The 17173-nt window shown below is 61.5% G+C and carries 14 protein-coding genes and 1 pseudogene; 7 read left to right on the top strand and 8 right to left on the bottom strand.

The window, feature by feature from the left end; all coding sequences use genetic code 11:
- Positions 1 to 2: 2 nt before the first annotated feature.
- The 3 genes from SB756_RS17195 to SB756_RS17185 are packed head-to-tail and all read right to left on the bottom strand — an operon-like array spanning position 3 to position 3523.
- Positions 3 to 1202, bottom strand: a complete 1200-nt coding sequence (locus SB756_RS17195) for an LLM class flavin-dependent oxidoreductase (RefSeq protein WP_341798280.1) — start codon at positions 1200 to 1202, stop codon at positions 3 to 5.
- Positions 1203 to 1214: 12 nt separating this feature from the next.
- Complete coding sequence (locus SB756_RS17190; protein WP_174371186.1) at positions 1215 to 2438, bottom strand: lipase family protein; 1224 nt, start codon at positions 2436 to 2438, stop codon at positions 1215 to 1217.
- Positions 2439 to 2449: 11 nt separating this feature from the next.
- Positions 2450 to 3523 (bottom strand): ABC transporter substrate-binding protein, encoded by a 1074-nt coding sequence (locus SB756_RS17185; RefSeq protein ID WP_410911210.1) that lies wholly within the window; start codon positions 3521 to 3523, stop codon positions 2450 to 2452.
- Positions 3524 to 3815: 292 nt separating this feature from the next.
- Between SB756_RS17185 and SB756_RS17180 the strand changes: the two genes are divergently transcribed.
- Positions 3816 to 4874 carry a sigma-54 interaction domain-containing protein gene (locus SB756_RS17180; protein WP_341798282.1) on the top strand — a complete coding sequence of 353 codons (1059 nt, stop codon included), beginning with the start codon at positions 3816 to 3818 and terminating at the stop codon, positions 4872 to 4874.
- Between the two features lie 170 nt (positions 4875 to 5044).
- Here SB756_RS17180 and ttdB read toward each other — a convergent pair whose 3' ends face one another.
- From ttdB to SB756_RS17165, 3 genes are read right to left on the bottom strand one after another with little or no spacing between them, the layout of a single operon-like run.
- Positions 5045 to 5653 (bottom strand): L(+)-tartrate dehydratase subunit beta, encoded by a 609-nt coding sequence (ttdB, locus tag SB756_RS17175; RefSeq protein ID WP_003259286.1) that lies wholly within the window; start codon positions 5651 to 5653, stop codon positions 5045 to 5047.
- The gene (ttdA, locus tag SB756_RS17170; protein ID WP_410911209.1) at positions 5650 to 6549 is read right to left on the bottom strand and encodes a L(+)-tartrate dehydratase subunit alpha; all 900 of its coding nucleotides are present in this window, start codon (positions 6547 to 6549) and stop codon (positions 5650 to 5652) included. The genes ttdB and ttdA overlap by 4 nt, the downstream gene beginning before the upstream one ends.
- 53 nt (positions 6550 to 6602) lie before the next feature.
- Complete coding sequence (locus tag SB756_RS17165; RefSeq protein ID WP_016500366.1) at positions 6603 to 7934, bottom strand: dicarboxylate/amino acid:cation symporter; 1332 nt, start codon at positions 7932 to 7934, stop codon at positions 6603 to 6605.
- A gap of 194 nt (positions 7935 to 8128) precedes the next feature.
- Between SB756_RS17165 and SB756_RS17160 the strand changes: the two genes are divergently transcribed.
- Positions 8129 to 9040, top strand: coding sequence for a LysR substrate-binding domain-containing protein (locus SB756_RS17160; protein WP_341798283.1), 912 nt, complete (start codon positions 8129 to 8131; stop codon positions 9038 to 9040).
- Positions 9041 to 9153: 113 nt separating this feature from the next.
- Here SB756_RS17160 and SB756_RS17155 read toward each other — a convergent pair whose 3' ends face one another.
- Positions 9154 to 10197 carry an RHS repeat-associated core domain-containing protein gene (locus SB756_RS17155; RefSeq protein ID WP_341798284.1) on the bottom strand — a complete coding sequence of 348 codons (1044 nt, stop codon included), beginning with the start codon at positions 10195 to 10197 and terminating at the stop codon, positions 9154 to 9156.
- Positions 10198 to 10351: 154 nt separating this feature from the next.
- Positions 10352 to 10458, bottom strand: a pseudogene (locus tag SB756_RS17150) (IS5/IS1182 family transposase); the annotation flags it as partial.
- A gap of 67 nt (positions 10459 to 10525) precedes the next feature.
- On the opposite strand from SB756_RS17150, the gene SB756_RS17145 reads away from it, so the two are divergent.
- The 5 genes from SB756_RS17145 (at position 10526) to SB756_RS17125 (ending at position 17125) form a co-directional block, all read left to right on the top strand.
- The gene (locus SB756_RS17145) at positions 10526 to 11035 is read left to right on the top strand and encodes a sigma-70 family RNA polymerase sigma factor (RefSeq protein WP_341798870.1); all 510 of its coding nucleotides are present in this window, start codon (positions 10526 to 10528) and stop codon (positions 11033 to 11035) included.
- Between the two features lie 3 nt (positions 11036 to 11038).
- On the top strand, positions 11039 to 11986 hold the full coding sequence (locus SB756_RS17140; protein ID WP_341798285.1) for a FecR domain-containing protein: 948 nt from the start codon (positions 11039 to 11041) through the stop codon (positions 11984 to 11986).
- 177 nt (positions 11987 to 12163) lie between these two features.
- On the top strand, positions 12164 to 14650 hold the full coding sequence (locus SB756_RS17135) for a TonB-dependent siderophore receptor (RefSeq protein WP_410911208.1): 2487 nt from the start codon (positions 12164 to 12166) through the stop codon (positions 14648 to 14650).
- Between the two features lie 59 nt (positions 14651 to 14709).
- A complete protein-coding gene (locus SB756_RS17130; RefSeq protein ID WP_016500361.1) occupies positions 14710 to 15195 on the top strand; it encodes an isochorismatase family cysteine hydrolase in 486 nt (161 codons plus the stop codon).
- A gap of 79 nt (positions 15196 to 15274) precedes the next feature.
- Positions 15275 to 17125, top strand: a complete 1851-nt coding sequence (locus SB756_RS17125; protein WP_410911207.1) for a DUF3857 domain-containing transglutaminase family protein — start codon at positions 15275 to 15277, stop codon at positions 17123 to 17125.
- Positions 17126 to 17173: the final 48 nt, after the last annotated feature.

The raw sequence follows: 17173 nt of genomic DNA, 5'->3' as shown, positions 1-17173 counted from the left end.
CGTCAGGCCCCGTTGCTGGCGTGCAGTTGCACGGGTTCGGCTAGCGGGCGGGCAAGGGCTGCGCGCTGCGCACGGAAGTGCGGCAGGATGTGCTCGCCGATGCGGTAGGCCTCTTCCAGGTGCGGGTAGCCGGCGAGGAAGAACAGATCGACACCGATGCCGTGATACTCGCGGATACGCGCCACCACGTTGCTGTAGCTGCCCACCAGTGCGCAGCCCGGCGGGATGCCGATGTAACCGAAACCGGTCCACACATTGGGGTGGATGAAGAAGTCGTCGAAGGCCTGCTGCTCGTCCTGGTCGCTGTAGCCGTGCTCGTAGCTCAGCTTGCGCGCCGTGCGCAGGCCCGCGTGAGCGGCGCGGGCCTTGACCGTGCCTTTGGCCACGCCTTCGTCGAAGAAGCGCTTGGCCTCGGCCAGCGCGGCTGCTTCGGTCTCGCGTGCGATCACGTCGATGGACAGGCCAAAGCGAATGTCGGTACGGCCCCACTTCAGCGCACGGGCGCGGATGTCGGCGATCAGCGCGGCGATCTCGTCCGGGTGCTCGGCGCGCATCAGGTAGAAATCGGCGTGCTTGGCGGCGAACTCGCGCGCTGCCACTGACGAGCCAGCGGTGCAGATCAGCGGCAGCTCGGCCTTTTTCAGCGGGCCGCGCAGGCCTCCGCCTTCAGCGCGGTAGTAGGTGCCTTCGTAGTGGAACTGCTCGTTGTGCCAATAACCGCGCACCACGTCCATGAATTCGGTGGCACGGGCGTAGCGTTGGTCATGCTCTTCAAAGTCGCCGACCTGGCGCTGAAGGGCATCGGAGCCGCCGTTGATGATGTTCCACACCAGGCGGTTGCCGGTGGCGCGCTGGTAGGTCGCGGCCTGTTGCACAGCCACCCACGGGGTGTAGTGATAGGGCTGGAACGCGGTGACGAATTTCAGCGTGCGGGTTTCCCGGGCCAGCAGCGAGCACACCGTCCATGGCTCTTCGCCGGTGGGGGCGTTGACCATCAGCGCGCCGCCAAAGCCGTTTATTTCTGCGGCCCGGGCGATTTGACCGAGGTAGTCGATATAGGTGAAGTGATCACCCACGGCAAACCCCGACACCGCGCCGGTGCTGGCCCCGCCCGCATGCCAGTCGCCGCGGTTGCGTGGGTCGCCGGGGAGGAACTGGGTTTCGCCATGCAAGGGCAGGCGGGTGAAGAATTCGATGCTCATGGGCTGGCCTCCTTACTGGACGCTTGGGCTGCAATTGGGGGTAACTGGCTGGCCGCTGATGACCTGGCGGGCGAAGGGGATCGAGTCCTTCAGCGAGGCATTCACCGTTTCGCTGTGGCCCAGGCCCTTGTACAAGTGGCCCTGCACCACCGAGCCGGCCTTGCAGGCGTCCTGCATCAGCGCCACCTGGGTGGCGGCGGCGGGGGTCTTGTCCTCGGCGCCGGTGCCGATGAAGATCGGCTGGGCCAGTTTCAGGGTCGGGTACGACACCTGCGCCAGCCATGGCTTGAGCTGGTCGCCCTTATAGTCTTTCTTGGCGTTGGCCGGGGTCAGGCCTGTGCCCACCACGTCGCTGACCAAGGCTGACAGGCAGCTGGTGCGCGCCTGTTCGAACAGCGGCAAGGCCTTGTCGGTGTAGAAGTCGCGCGGGTCGATGCTCGGGTCGTACTGCTGCGCTGCCAGCAGGGTGTAGAAGCCATAGGCCAGGGCCGGGTCGACCTTGTCCTGGTCCTGTTCACCGACATTCTTCGAGCCCACGGTGTAGATCACCCCCGTGCCGATACTGCCCTTGACGCCCAGCTTGGGCGCGTAGGTCGCCGCATAGGCACCCGCGGCAAAGGCCCCCGCGCCACCTTGCGACTGGCCTATGATCAGCACTTTGTCTGCCAGCCCTGGCACACCGGCTACCACAGCCTTGGCAGCATCGAGAATGCCGTAGGCCGCCATGCGGTTGTTCAGCAGCGGGTGGCCGCCCGGTACACCGAGGCCTTGGTAGTCGGTGGCGACGATGGCGTAGCCTTCATCGAGCCAGCGGTTGAGGTATTGCACGTCGCGGTAGCTGCGGCCAGCCCAGGACGGCGCGCAGATATCTGCCACGCCGACGGTGCCGTGGCCCCAGCTGGCGACCGGCCAGCCGCCCGCAGGTGCCTTGCCTTTGGGTATGAACAATGCGCCGGAAACCACGATCGGGGTCTTGCCGTCGATGCCATCCAGCGAGGTGTAGAGAATGCGTTGCGCGCTGGCCGCATTGGGCAGGCTAAGCGCCTGGTCCAACGGCTCGCTGCGCAGCAGTTTCCCGGGAGTGGCGGGGATGGCCTTGCTCCAGGTGTAGAAGGCCGACACACGGCCATCGCCCTGCTGCGGGTCGGGTTTGGGCGCGTAGGTTTCGGCGGCCATGGCACCGACGGACAGGGCCAGGGCGCTGAGGCCGAAGACGAGCGAAGCAGGCAGTTTCATGGGTAAGGCTCTCAAGGTTGTTGGCTGATCTGGGCGTCGAGGGACGGCCAGTAGTGGGTCAGTTGCAGGTCGATCAGCGCCTGGCGGGTAAAGCCCGTGGCCAGGTCGCTGGTGATGTCGTAGGGCGTTCGGATCAGCCGGTTGGCAAGGGCGTACTGGCCCAGGGCGTCGTAGTGGGCCTTGAGCTGGGCATCGCTTTTCGGCGCCCAGCGTGCCTTCCACGCGACCGGGTCGTCCTGATCGTCCCGGCGCAGCACGCTTTCGCTCACACCGGCACGCGAAGACAACCCGTAGTAGGCGTCGCGGTTCTGCTCCTGGGAGATCCACCAAGCCGCGCGCACCCAGGCGGTGGCCACCAGTTGCGTCAGGTCGGCGTGCTGCTGCACGAAGCGGTCAGTGCCCCACAGGTCCGACACCAGCCGCCAGTCGTTGGCGCCTTGCTTGGTCGACCAGAGGATGCGCGCCACGCCTTTGTCTTCCAGGGCATAGGCTTCGTTGAGCAGCACGGCGGCGTCGACCTTGCCGGCGGACACCGCAGCGGCGCCTACTTGCGGGTTGAGGTTGGCGATCTTGAAATCACTGAGTGCCAGGCCCTGGCTTTGCAGGAAATTGCTGAAGGCGAACTCCCACGGGCGGCCGCGGTGCAAGGCCAGGCGCTTGCCTTTGAGGTCCTGGATGCTGCGCACCGTCGAGTTGCTCGGTACAACCAGGTAGATGTTGTTGCCGCTGCCACCCGGTACCACCAGCTTGCCCGGCACCTGGCCGGCACCAGCGATGACCGAAGGCAGGTCGCCGCGTACGGCAAAGTCCAGGCTGTCGTTGCTGAAGCCTTCGTTGATTTGCGGCCCGGCGCCGGCATGGGGCAGGGCGGTCCATTGCAGTGTCACGCCGCGGGCGGCCAGTTGCTGTTCCAGCCAGCCTTCTTCGATCACCCGCCCGGGGATACCGCCGAACACCGGCGCACCGCCCTGGGTGAAGGCGACGATGGCGATGCGCACCGCCGCCGGTGGCTCGGCTGCCAGCGCAGCCAGGCTGAGGAACAGGCCGCCCAGCAGGGCGAGGGCATTACGCCAGGGATTGTTCATGTGCAGCTCCAGGCAAAGGTTCTACAGGCCAGGAGCGAAATGCATGCCAGCATGCCTTGAAGTGGCTGAAGCCCCCTATTTACAAGGGCTCCCGCCATGAACACGTTGGTGTGCGAGGAAAGGTCTGCTGATCGACGGGCAGGGAGTGCTGACGGGTTGCTGCTGTGGCAGCAATGGGTTGCTGAAAATTTCAATATTCTTAATTCGAATATCTAAATATTAATTAATAATTTTTTGATCTAATTTGTTTCATGCACTATGGGCCGGCGCGTCAACTGCCAGGAATGCCCCAATGTCGCTGATCACCCACCCCAATGCCCGCGAGCTGACCAAGTCGGTACGTGCCACCGTGCTCGTGTTCAAGGACCCGCGCTCCCAAGAGCTGCTCAGCCGCATCGAGCGCCTGGCGCCCAGTGAGGCCAACACCCTGATCATCGGCGAAACCGGCACCGGCAAGGAGCTGGTTGCCCGTCATATCCACCACCTCAGCCGCCGTGGGCGTGAGCCATTCGTGGCGGTGAACTGCGGTGCCTTTGCCGAAACCCTCGTGGAGAGCGAGCTGTTCGGCCACGAGAAAGGCGCGTTTACAGGCGCCACCAGCAACAAGGCCGGCTGGTTCGAAGCGGCCAATGGCGGCACGTTGTTCCTTGATGAAATCGGCGACCTGCCGCTGAACATGCAGGTGAAGTTGCTGCGGGTGCTGCAGGAGCGGGAAGTGGTGCGCCTGGGCTCACGTACGCCGATCCCGATCAACGTGCGGCTGGTGGCGGCGACCAACGTCAACCTGGCCGATGCGGTGGTGGCGGGGCATTTTCGAGAGGACCTGTTCTACCGCCTGCATGTGGCGACGATTCGCTTGCCGCCGCTGCGTGAACGGCCGGGGGATATCCTGCCGCTGGCGGAATTTTTCATCGAGGAGCATTGCCGACGCCTGGGTTACGAGCGTGCTGCGTTGAGCCCGGATGCCGAACGCAAATTGTTGGCGCATAGCTGGCCGGGCAACATCCGCGAACTAGAAAATGCCATTCACCATGCGTTGCTGGTGTGCCGGTATCAGGTGGTGGCGCCGGCGGACCTGCACCTGGTCGATATGCGGCCACAGGTGTCGGCGCCGGTGGCGCATGCGTATCTGCCGGCAGCGAGCGCGGCACCGCCTGACCTGGAAAGCGCGTTGCTGGCGTTGTTCGAGCAGAATGTGCCGAATTTGTATGAGCATATCGAGGAGACGGTGTTCAGGGCGGCGTATCGGTACTGCCACGGTAACCAGTTGCAGACAGGGCGGTTGCTGAACATCAGCCGCAACATCGTGCGGGCGCGGCTGGAGAAGATCGGCGAACTGACAAAAGCGTAATGGGCGCGGCCCACCCCTGTAGGAGCAGCCTTGTGCTGCGAAGAGGCCGGTACGGATCATACTGTTATGTGATCTTTACCGGCCGTTTCGCAGCACAAGGCTGCTCCTACCGGGCCTGTGTTTGCCTTGAAATACAGGTCAGGTGGAACCGCGTAGCCAGCAGCCGAGGTTTATTTGATGAAGCGCACCTGGCTGTTGATCTTCTCGATCACTGCCCCTTTACGCTCGTTGAAGCGGGCCTTGTTCTGCTCGAACAGGTTGTTGCCTTTGGTATCGATGGAGATGATCAGCGGCCCGAACTCGCGAACACGGTTCACCCAAAGGGTCTCCGGCATGCCCAGGTCCTGCCACTCCGCACGCTCGATCTCTTCCACCTGGGTTGCTGCCAGCACTGCGCAACCGCCCGGGAACACCGCATGCACCGCCTTGTTTTCCAGGCAGCCGGTGGTGGTTTCCGGCCCCATGCCACCTTTGCCGACAATCAGCTTCACACCGGTCTGCTCGATGAACTGCTTCTCGAACTTTTCCATGCGCATGCTGGTGGTCGGGCCAATGGAAACCATCTCGAAGCTGCCATCATCCTTCTTCCTGACGATGGGGCCTGCATGGAAAATCGCACCGCCACGCAGGTCAACCGGCAGTTCGCGGCCCAATTCGATGAGGCGCCGGTGTGCCACGTCACGGCAGGTCACCAGTTGGCCGGTGAGGTAGACGACGTCACCGACGTTGAGGTTGGCCAGGTCTTCGTCGCTGATCGGTGTGCTCAGGATCTTTTTCACAGTACTACCCCTTCGTGCGAGAGGATGTCGTAGGTCAGGTCGGCGTTGATGCGGATCTTGCCGCGGCGGTGCGCCCAGCAACCGGTGGACACTGCCACGCCGATGGTGGAGGGGTGGCGGGCCGAGGACTCGATGTTCACGCCCATTACGCTGCTGTTGCCGGTGAGCCCCTGCGGGCCGATGCCGATTTCGTTCAGCCCGTCCTCCAGCAGCTTTTCCATCATTGCTGCGCTTTCGTTGGGGTGGCTGGAGTCCACCTCGCGCAGGATGGCCTTCTTCGACAGGCGTGCTGCTGTCTCTACCGAGGTCGAAACCCCGACCCCCACCAGCAACGGCGGGCAGGCGTTGACCCCGCGAGAGGTGATCACATCGAAAACGAACTCGGTCACCCCTTCATAGCCTTGCCCCGGCATCAGCACCTTGGCCGAACCTGGCAAGGTGCAGCCGCCACCGGCCATGTACACATCGACGATGGCGTAGTCGGCATCGGGGATGATTTCCCAGTCCAGCCACGGGATTTTCGAGCCGGTGTTGGTGCCGGTGTTCTTCTCGATGAAGGTTTCCACCGCGTTGTGGCGCAACGGCCCCTGGATGGTGGCTTCCTTGGTGGCGTTTTCGAGGATGCTTTCCATCTCACCCAGCAGCGGGAAGCGCGCCCCGGCCGAGACGAAGTACTGGATCACGCCGGTATCCTGGCAGCTGGGCCGGTTGAGCTTGTCGGCGAACTCCTGGTTGTCGGCCATCGAGTCGTACACGGCGATGGCCAGCGGGTTGGTTTCGGCGGCGCGTAACTTGGCGGTCTTTTCCTTCACGTCTTTGGGCAGGCGTTTGCCGATATAGGCGGTGAACTTGGCCATCACGTCGGTAAGCGATGACACGGCGGTTTCTTTGTCCATGATTATTTCCTCACTGCATCACAAGGCGGGTTCTTTTTGCTGTTATCGAAAGGTCAGGGTGTGGGCGTGCCGGCCTCCAGTTGTGCAAGGGCAGGGCGGGTATCGGTGGGTTGTGGTTCTGCCGGTAGCTGGCCGTCCAGGGCCTGGGCCATGCGTTGCTTGTCCAGTGCACCGACCCAGTTGGCGATAGCCACGGTGCCGACGGCATTGCCGATGGTGTTGGTGATGGCGCGGGCCTCGGACATGAAGCGGTCCACGCCCAGCAGCAGCACCATGCCGGCCACCGGGATGTTGTCCATGGTCGCCAGGGTTGCGGCCAGGGTGATGAAGCCCGAACCGGTCACCCCTGCGGAGCCCTTGGAGGTGAGCAGCAGCACGCCGAGCACGAGCAGTTGGTCCATCAGGGTCAACGGGGTGTTGGTGGCCTGGGCGATGAAGATGGCGGCCATGGTGTAGTAGATGCACTGGCCATCCGGGTTGAAGGTAAGGCCCGAGGGGATCACCAGGCCCACCACCGGTTTGGACACGCCGACCTTTTCCAGCTTGTTCATCAGTTGTGGCACCACCGATTCGGACGAGCTGGTGCCCAGCACCGTGAACAGCTCTTCCTTCAGGTACTTGAGGAACTTCCACAAGTTGAAGCCGGACAACCTGGCAATGGTGCCCAGCACGATCACCACGAACAGGAAGCAGGTCAGGTACATGGTTGCCATCAGCTTGCCCAACGACACGATGGAGCCCAGGCCGTATTTGCCGACGGTGAAGGCCATGGCGCCGCAGGCTGCCAGCGGGGCTACACGCATGATCATGCCGACGATGAAGAACATGCCGTGGGAGAACGCCTCCAGCACATCCACCATGGGCTTGCCACGAGGGCCCAGGTGCGAGAGGGCGATGCCGAACAGGGTGCTGAACAGCAGGATCGGCAGGATCTCGTTCTTGGCGAAGGCGTCGGTCACGCTGCCGGGTATCACATGCAGCATGAAGTCGATGAAGCCGCCGCTGTTCCCGGCTGCGGCAGCGGTGTAGGTCGAGATGCTCTTGGCGTCGAGGGTGGCAGGGTCGACGTTCATGCCTTGGCCGGGCTGTACGATGTTGACTACTACCAACCCCAGTACCAGGGCAAAGGTGGAGAGCACTTCGAAGTAGATCAGCGCACGCACACCCACGCGGCCGAGTTCCTTCATGTTTTCCATCTTGGCGATGCCCAGCACCACCGTGGCGAAGATGATGGGGGCGAAGACCATCTTGATCAGTTTGATGAAGGCGTCGCCGATGGGCTTCAAGTCTGCGCCCACCTGTGGCCAGAACACCCCGATCAGCACCCCGAGGGTTACGCCGATCAATACCTGTACATAAAGCTTGCCGAACAATCGCTTGGCCATTGCCGTCTCCGAATTATTGTTGTGAGTCGGATTTATCTGGCGGCCGGGCTGATCGTGGGGTGCAGGTCACACCTGGCCTTGGCGGCCGAAAAGCCCAGCTTCTTTGTGGTTAATCACGCAGGGCAAAAGGTAATGGTTTTTCAAAAATGCTGTAATACAATGAAATTCAACTCATTGTTTCCCTCAGGTTAATTATGAATCCGGTATCGGAGCTGGCGTTCTTCACCCAGCTGATCAGGGTGGGCAGCCTGGCGGGTACTGCGCGCGAACTGAACCTGACGCCGCCTGCAGTCTCCAAGCGCCTGGCGCAGCTGGAACAGCGCCTGGGTGTGCGTTTGCTTAACCGCACAACACGCAGCATCAGCCTTACCGCCGAGGGCGAGACCTACCTGGTGAATGCCCGGCGGATACTGGGTGAGATCGAGGAAATGGAGCGCCAGGTTTCCAGCAGCCGTGCCGAGCCCAAGGGCCTGCTACGGGTCAATGCACCGCTGGGTTTTGGTCGTACGCATGTGGGGCCGGCAGTGTCGTCGTTTGCCAGGCGCTACCCCGAGGTGGAGGTGCAGTTGCACCTCACCGACCGCCCAATCGCCCTGCCGAACGACGCTATCGATGTGGCCATCCGCTTTGGTGAGCTACCTGATTCGCGTCTGATCGCCCGCAAGATCGCTGCCAACCGCCGCCGGTTGTGCGCGGCGCCCGCTTACCTGGAGGCCCACGGCACCCCAGAAGCGCCAAAAGACCTGGCCAGCCACAACTGCATCGTGTTGCGCCAGAACGATGCCGCGTTCGGCATCTGGCGGCTCAGCCGTGGCAAGCAGAGCGAGTCGGTGAAAGTGCGCGGCAGCCTGAGCACAAACGATGGCGAGGTCGCCCTGAACTGGGCCCTCGATGGGCAGGGCATCCTGATGCGGGCCGAGTGGAACCTGGCTGACCACCTGCGCAGTGGGCGGCTGGTGGAAGTGCTGGGTGATTACCACACCCCGCCTGCGGATATCTATGCGGTGTACCTGGAGCGCCTGAACCTGTCGGCCAAGGTGTCGTGTTTTGTCGAGCACTTGAGAACGTTCTTTTGCCAGGGAGAAACCTTGGCAGCGTGGAACTGAGCCGGGTTACCCATTCGTACCGTCGACTCAGTATTCTTGGGCCTTGCTGAAAAACTTGGTTTCCCATACTGCCAAGAAATGCTCGTACAGCTTGATTAAATCAAATACGATGCTTAAACGACTACACCGCCAAAACGAACAAATTTCCCGTTTCTAATCCTTGCCTCTGGATGCGGCCAGTTCTCTCGAATAGTTTTAGGAGAAAAGTTTGAATTCACAGCTTCACGCGGCAGGACCCCCATTAATTGGCCGGTCCCAGCTTTGTCAATTACGGTGATTTGATGATAGAAAACGGGCGAATTTGGCTTATCTTTAACGTGTTTTATCAAGCCTTGACGTGGTTCTTGGTTAAACGCAATGGCAAAATTTGCCTCTGACGCCTGGTATACAGAGGCTTTCAATGATCTGGAGGTTCCGGCGAGACTGAGTGCATCTTGGCTAGACAATTGCCCGATTATTTTACGCTGAACATGCCATGGCATATGGTCGAGTTTAGGTAGTGGCTTTTGTCCGACATCGCTCTGCATGTGCCCTTTGCCAGTGGAACTGGATCTCGACGATAATCGCAGTTTCGCGGCCGCATTACCTGCCCACTGGGTAAGAGTATTTATAAATTCCGTAAATTTTGAGTGGCCCGTTGGGTCGCTATAGTTAATGGGATCACCTAGGCAATACGCATATAAATTTAACCCCCCATTACCAAACGGACTCCAACTGTCAGGACTGTTGAAACGCATCAATACCGGATTAAACGCTCGGTATCCATTACCCAATACGTAATGCCCGGTTACCGGGTCTGGACATTCTCCATTGAAGCCCAGCATGCTCAGTAAGTCGCCTTCCGCTGTTCGGTGGCCATAAGGTGTGTACACAAGGGTATGAAGCTGCATTGCGTCGAGTACATTTAACCCCGAGCGTTGCTGATCGGTAGCGAGCAAGGTCGATTTAATCCCATCGCCCTGGCTCTGATGCTCGGCCAACAGTTGATCGTCGTGCTGGAAGATCGAACGCGTCAGCAAGCCTTGTACCTCGGTGGCCAGGCGGCTTTTCTGGTAAAAGCGTTGAATGTTCGCCTGCTTCGATGGCCTACACGCTGTCAGACGATCCGGTGCGTCATTACGGTAGAAGGAAAGTACGGTATCCGGGTTCGTCGGCATGGGTTGGGCTCCCTGAAAGCTCCCTGTACTTGACTATTATCCTTGCCCAGTTGTCCCACGCTGTCTACCTAGCAGAACTGCTAGGCATCTGTACGATGCGCTTCATCGAGCGCATGGGGATGATGGGTTGCCCGGCTAGCGCCTCGGCGTCCTAGCCCTTGTCGGTAAGCAACCACTTACAGCGTTTACGCGGGCGACCACGCTGGTCGATGGAAAGCTGACGTCGTCAAGCAGTGGATGGCCGTAGCTGATGTCAGTGGCTTGCGAAATCCGGTCAGACTCGGGTTAAATGAGAGTCATTACTAAAGACGCCCTGATCGGTTCTACCATGTCCTGTGCTGACCCTTCCCTGCAAAAAGCCGTGCACACGCTCTACGAGGACCATCATTCCTGGCTGTGCGGCTGGCTGCGCAGCAAGCTCGGGTGCATGGAGCATGCGGCCGACCTGGCCCAAGACACGTTCATACGGGTGCTGACCCTGCGCAAGGCCGCGGAGCTGCAACAGCCGCGGGCGTACCTGAGCAGTGTCGCCCGTAGCCTGATGATCGACATGTTCCGGCGCCGTGCCGTGGAGCAGGCCTACCTGGAAACCCTGGCGGCACGGCCCGAGCCTGTAGAGGTTTCGCCCGAGGCGCGCCTGCTGATTATCGAGACCCTGCTGGAAATCGATCGGCTACTCGATGGCCTGGGCACGCGCCCCCGCGAGATCTTCCTGATGGCCCAGCTCGATGGCCTGAGCTATGTGGAAATCGCGCGGCGCCTGGATGTTTCGCTCACTACCGTCAAAAAGCATGCAGTGCGGGCGCTGACCCATTGCCTGATGCTGGCCGAGGCGTGAACGATGGCGGGGGCTGAACCGTTGGACCGCAATACCCTGGAGGCTGCCGCACGCTGGTATGTCGAGCTGCGCTGCCAAGCGGATGACAGCACGCGAGCGGCGCATCAGCGCTGGTTGTTGAGTGACCCGCGACACCTGCAGGCCTGGGAGCGCCTGGCACGCTTGCAGGGCAAGCTGGCGCAGGTCACACCCGGTATTGCACGGCCGACGTTAAGCAGTGCCAGGGCCAAGCGGCGTGAGGTGCTCAAGGTGTTGTCGCTGTTGTTGGTCACGGGCGCGACAGGCGGTGTGGTGTTGCGTGATGGCGGCGTTGCGCGGTTGATGGCCGACGTGCGTACAGGCGTTGGCGAGCAGCGTTCGTTGCGGCTGGACGATGGCAGCCAGTTGCAATTGAACACCGACACTGCTGTTGATATTCGCTACGACGGCCAGTGGCGCGCACTTGAGTTGCTGAAAGGGGAGATCCTGGTGCAGACCGCATCGGATGCATTATCCCGCCCGTTCATCGTGCATACCGGCCAGGGGAGTGTCCGCGCACTGGGTACGCGTTTTATCGTGCGCTGCGACGCCGACGTTACGCGGGTGTGCGTGCTGCAGCATGCGGTGCAAGTGCGCAGTGCACAGAGCATGGCGGCTGTGCGGGTAGAGGCCGGGCAACAGTTGCAATTCAGCACCGAAAAGATGGGCAACGTGACACCGCTAGCGGTGATGGCAGACGCCTGGTCCCGCGAGATGTTGATCGTGGATGACTGGCGCCTCGCCGATGTGGTGAGCGAGCTGCAGCGGTATCGGCCCGGGTACCTGGGCTGCGATGAGGCCGTGGGCGGGTTGCGACTGTCCGGGGCCTTTCACTTGGGCGACATCGATATCGTCCTGCAAAACCTGACCACCACGCTGCCTGTGCGCATTCGTCGCTTCAGCCGCTACTGGACGCGCGTCGAGGCTGCCTGAAGCGTGATGCCGGCGATGGGCCGCAACGCGGCCCCAAAATGCTTGATTGAGTGTCATGGCCTGAAGGCTGGCGATTTTTTTTGCCTGGGGGGTTATCGATTGTCGTTCTCGTTCGACTTGTAGGTAGACGCGCACCAAGCGCAATGAAAAAACTGCCGCAGGGCGAAAGGAAACCGCATGCTCGCTGTCAACGATTGCAACCGCATCCTCTTGATCAACTCGACCAAAACCAGACTGGCGCGTGCAGTGCATCGCGCATTGTTCAGTGTGGCGCTGGCCGCGCCATTGGCAACGGTGATGGTCGCCAGCCCTGCGGTTGCGCAAAGCCAGGCTGAAGCTTCGTTTGATATCGCCGCCGGCCCGCTGGCCACGGCGCTTACCCAATTTGCTTCGGCAGCGGGGGTAACGGTGTCCTTTGAACCGTCTTCGGTGCAGGCGCTGAAGTCGCCCGGCCTGCATGGCCGCTACAGCCCCGATGCCGGCCTGCGCCAGTTGCTGGCGGGTAACCGGTTGCAGGTATTGAAGCAGGCCAATGGCAGCTACTCGCTGCTGCCCATGGTCGGTGACGATTCGACCCTGCAGCTTGATACCACCAGCGTGACCGGCGCGGCCGTGGAGTCCGCCTATGGGCCGGTGAATGGCTACGTTGCCAGCCGCAGTGCCACCGGCACCAAGACTGACACGCCCATCCTGGAGATCCCCCAGGCCATCAACGTGGTCACCGCCGACCAAGTGCAAGCCCAGGGCGCGCGCAACCTGACCCAGGCGCTGCGCTACACCCCGGGCCTGGCTACCGGCGGCTTTACCGATCGCAACAGCATTGCCGACGAAATCACCAGCCGCGGGTTTGCCCCGACCCCGCTCTACCTGGATGGCGCGTACCTGCCCTATGCCGGTAGCCTTGGGGGCGCACCTCAGATCGACCCCTACACGCTGGAGCGTATCGAAGTGCTCAAAGGCCCTTCTTCGGTGCTGTACGGGCAAAACCAGCCGGGCGGGCTGATCAACATGGTCTCCAAGCGCCCCACCCGCGAGCAGCGTAGCCAGGTGAAACTTGGCGCTGGCAGCTACAACAGGGTCAACGGTGCCTTCGATACCAGCGGCCCGCTGGACGAGCAGAAGGCGTTTACCTATCGCCTGGTCGGCGTCGCCGACAAAGGCAACGAGATGGTCGCTCACTCGCACAGCGAGCGCTTGTTGCTGGCGCCGAGCCTGACCTGGGCGCCAAACGAAGACACGTCCCTGACGCTGCTCGCACAAATCCAGCGTGATGATGGCCTGCCCGATTATCAGACGTTGCCGATGATCGGCTCGCTCAAGCGTGGCCCGACAGGCCAGCATATCGACCGGGACTTCTTTTCAGGGGACTCGCGGTACAACGATTACAAGCGCAACCAGTATATTTTTGGCTATGACTTCAGCCACCGTTTCAACGAAGACCTGGCCTGGCGCTCAACGGCGCGATACACCGATGTGCGCGACCGCTACAAGGGCTTCTACCTGCGCAGCTTTGTGACGGATGGCGATGTGGTCGACTACACCCGCGCCAACCGGGTCAAGCTTGACTGGCGCCAGCACAACATCGCCTACACCATCGATAACAACCTGGAGTACACCTTTGACACGGGCGCACTGCGGCACACTTTGCTGGCCGGCGCGGACTACCGTCACTTCTCGCGCAAGTACGATGGTTACAACGCCTACAACGTGTTGCCGGTCGACCTGTATGGCAAGAACAACTACCCCACCAGCAATGTAACGCCGGTGCTGGATACCCGTTGGGACAACACCCTGCGCCAGACGGGGCTGTACGTGCAGGACCAGATCAAGCTGGACAACTGGATCCTGACGGTAGGCGGACGCCAGGACTGGGCGGAAGTCGACAACAAGGACCTGCTGGCGCACAGCATTGCCTCCCAGCGCGACACCAAGTTCACCGGGCGCATCGGCCTGACCTATGTCACCGAGTTTGGCCTGGCGCCGTATGTCAGCTATTCCCAGTCGTTCTTGCCCACCGTGGGCACGGCAGCGCCCGAGCGCGGCGGCAAGGCGTTCGAGCCAAGCGAAGGCGAGCAATACGAGGTGGGGCTGAAGTACCAGCCAGTCGACGGCACCTTGTTCACGGCTTCGGTGTTCCAGGTGAAACAGAAGAACATGCTGACGGGTGATACCGAGTACCCGCAGTACCAGGCGCAAAATGGCGAGGTGCGCTCGCGTGGGGTGGAGCTAGAACTCAAATCCAGCATCGAGAATGTCGATGTACTGGCCGCTGCCACCTACATCGACTCGTTCTATACCAAGAGCACCTATGGCGACCAGGGCAACCGCAACGAGGCGCAGGCCCCGGTGTCTGCCACATTGTGGGTGGATTACCACTTCACCCAGGCCACTCTCAATGGCCTGACGTTTGGCGCCGGCGCACGTTACACCGGCCGCAAACAGGGTAACTCGGCCAATACCTTCGAAGTACCGGCTTATGCCGTGTATGACGCCACCGTCAGCTACGACCTTGCCAAGCTCGACCCAAGCCTGCGCGGCCTGCAGGCCAGCGTGAATGTGCAAAACATCTTCGATCGCGAGTACGTATCCGACTGCAACTATGCGTTTGGCTGCTATTACGGACAGGAGCGGGTTGCGTCGGTAGAGATGACCTACGACTGGTGATCAAGCCCCCGCGCCACGCGGTATACTCCGCGCCATTTTGCCAATGGCGGGAGAACGCTATGCGCCAGGTTTTGCTCATCGTCGATGTCCAGTCCACCTTCAGCCCGCCCGAGTGGCTGGTCGATGGCTTGCGGCGGTTGTCAGCGAACATTCCTACCATTGCCTCGGTCGAGTTGCACGACGAACAGGTCACGCCGTTCGAGCGGCAGCTCGGCTGGCACCCGGCGGCCGAGGACGAAAGCCTGGTCGAGGCCGACCAGGTGTTCATCAAGCATGGCTACGGGCAGAGCGCCGAAGCCATCGAGTACATCAGGCAACTGGGTGTGGAGCGGGTGCTGGTGTGTGGGCTGCAGACCGAAACCTGTGTGCTGGCCGCTGGCTTTGCCCTGTTCGATGCGGGGCTGACGCCCACCCTGGTGACGGACATGACGGTAGGGTCTTCGCTGGACCGGTCGGCCAAGCTGGGTATCGAACTGTGGCAGCATCACTTCCGCCAGGTCACGACCTCGGCTGAAGTGCTGGCCGAACTGGCGGGGCAACGCTAGGCAATATTGTCACTTTGCCATCATGCAGTGCCAATGCGTATCATTGTTGATTGCATTCCGCTGATCGAGAAGGATCTCCATGCTTAAAAAGCCAAACCTGGCAGCTGTTCTGCTGCCTGTCACAATGCTCTGGGCGGGCCTTGCCCACGCCTTTACCGATGGTATCGACCGTTCAATCACCCTGGAAAAGGTCGCGCAGACGTTCGTCGTGCAGAAGGACGGCAGCTTCCGTCTTGATGTCGACAGCGTCATGCTGATCAACGAAGAACGCGCCATCAAGACCAATGCCCAGCACCCGTTAAGCTACAACCGTTCGCTGGAGACACTGGAAGTGGTCGAGGCCTACACGCAAAAGCCCGACGGTCGCAAAGTGCAGGTGGATGCCGCGCACATCAAGGAGCAGCAGGAGCAGGCTTCTGCGCAGGCGCCGATGTTCCAGGACTCGGTCAACAAGGTGGTCATCTTCCCCGAGGTTGCGGTGGGGGACCGGCTGGTGCTGCGTTATCAACGTAACCGCGCTACGCCGCTTTTCCCTGGGCAGTTCGAAGACATCACCGTGCCGCAGTTCTACCCGGTCGGGCAGTTTTCGCTGACCTACGACCTGCCCCAGGGCATGCCGCTGCAGGCCGATGCCCGTGGTTTCAAGGCGTCGTCACCCGCCAGCGGGGAAGGGCGCACGGTGTATCGCTGGGACTATGTACCGGCGGCGCGGGCGCGGATCGAGACAGGTGCAGTGTCGTACCTGGACTACGGCCACTACCTGGCGGTTTCGACGTTCTCCGGCTTCAAGGACTTCGCCCAGGCCTACCAGGCCAGGGCCACGGTCGAGGTCACTCCGCATATCAGTGAACTGGCGAAGCGCCTGACGGCCGGCTTGCCCACCGCGCGGGAAAAGGCGCTGACCCTCAGTGACTGGGTACGCGAGAACATCCGCTATGTGGCGGTGTACGTCGGCGCTGGCGGGGTGGTACCGCATGCCGCGCAAACCGTACTGGACAACCGCTACGGGGACTGCAAGGACCATGTTGCGCTGCTGGAGGCGCTGCTGGGCGCGGCAGGCATCAAAAGCACCCCGGCGCTGGTGAACCAGGGCACTGCCTATGTGTTCCCCAAAGTGCCGACCTTGGGTGTGCTGAACCATGTGATCACCTATGTGCCGGGCCTGGACTTGTACCTGGACTCGACTGACCCATCGGTTGCTGCCGGTTACCTGCCCTTGACCGTGCTGAACAAGCGAGTGCTGCTGACTGCCACTGGTGAGTTTGGCAAAACCCCGGCCATGCAACTGAACCAGGTTTCCAGTGACTTGCTGTTCAAGGTCAAGGCCGATGGCGGTGCCGACTTCACCAATGTTTCGACGGTGAAGGGCTGGGCCAGCGAGATGAGCCGCTTCGGCTTGAAGTTGATGAAACCGGAAGACCGGGAAATGCTGGTCGAAAGGGTGCTGGCCGCCTATGGGCAGCGTGGCAGTGGTTCGATCAAGATCGAGCCGCCCACCGCCAACGGCGACTTTGTCAGCAATGTGGATGGGCACACGGAAAACCTGGTCAACCTGCCGGGGCCGGTGGGTGTGGCGACCCTTACCAGCCTGGCGGGCGGTATCTCGCAGAACGTCTACAGCTTCACCCTGGAGAAGGAACGCAGCCAGAGCTTCGTGTGCATTGGCAACGACACGGTGGAGACCTCGCGCTTCGAGTTCCCCGCCCAGGTCAACGTGCTGGCAATCCCGAAACCTGTGAAGCTGCATGACGGCAATGTCGACTACAGTGCGCGCTATTCCCAAGAGGGCAACGCAGTGTTGGTGGAGCGGCGTTTCAAGTTCAGCCACCCGGATGTAGTCTGCTCGCCGGAGGACTTCACGGCCATGAAACCGGCGCTGGAGGCAATGATCCGCGACCTGCAAAGCCAGATCATCGTGCAGGCAGGGTAGCTCTGACACCGGCCGGTTAAGCAATCAGGGCCGCTTTGCGGCCCATCG

Source organism: Pseudomonas sp. SIMBA_068 (genome assembly GCF_046534705.1).
Classification (GTDB): Bacteria; Pseudomonadota; Gammaproteobacteria; order Pseudomonadales; family Pseudomonadaceae; genus Aquipseudomonas; species Aquipseudomonas putida.
Note: the sequence above shows the minus strand (reverse complement) of the source record. Positions and strands in the feature narration are given on the sequence as shown.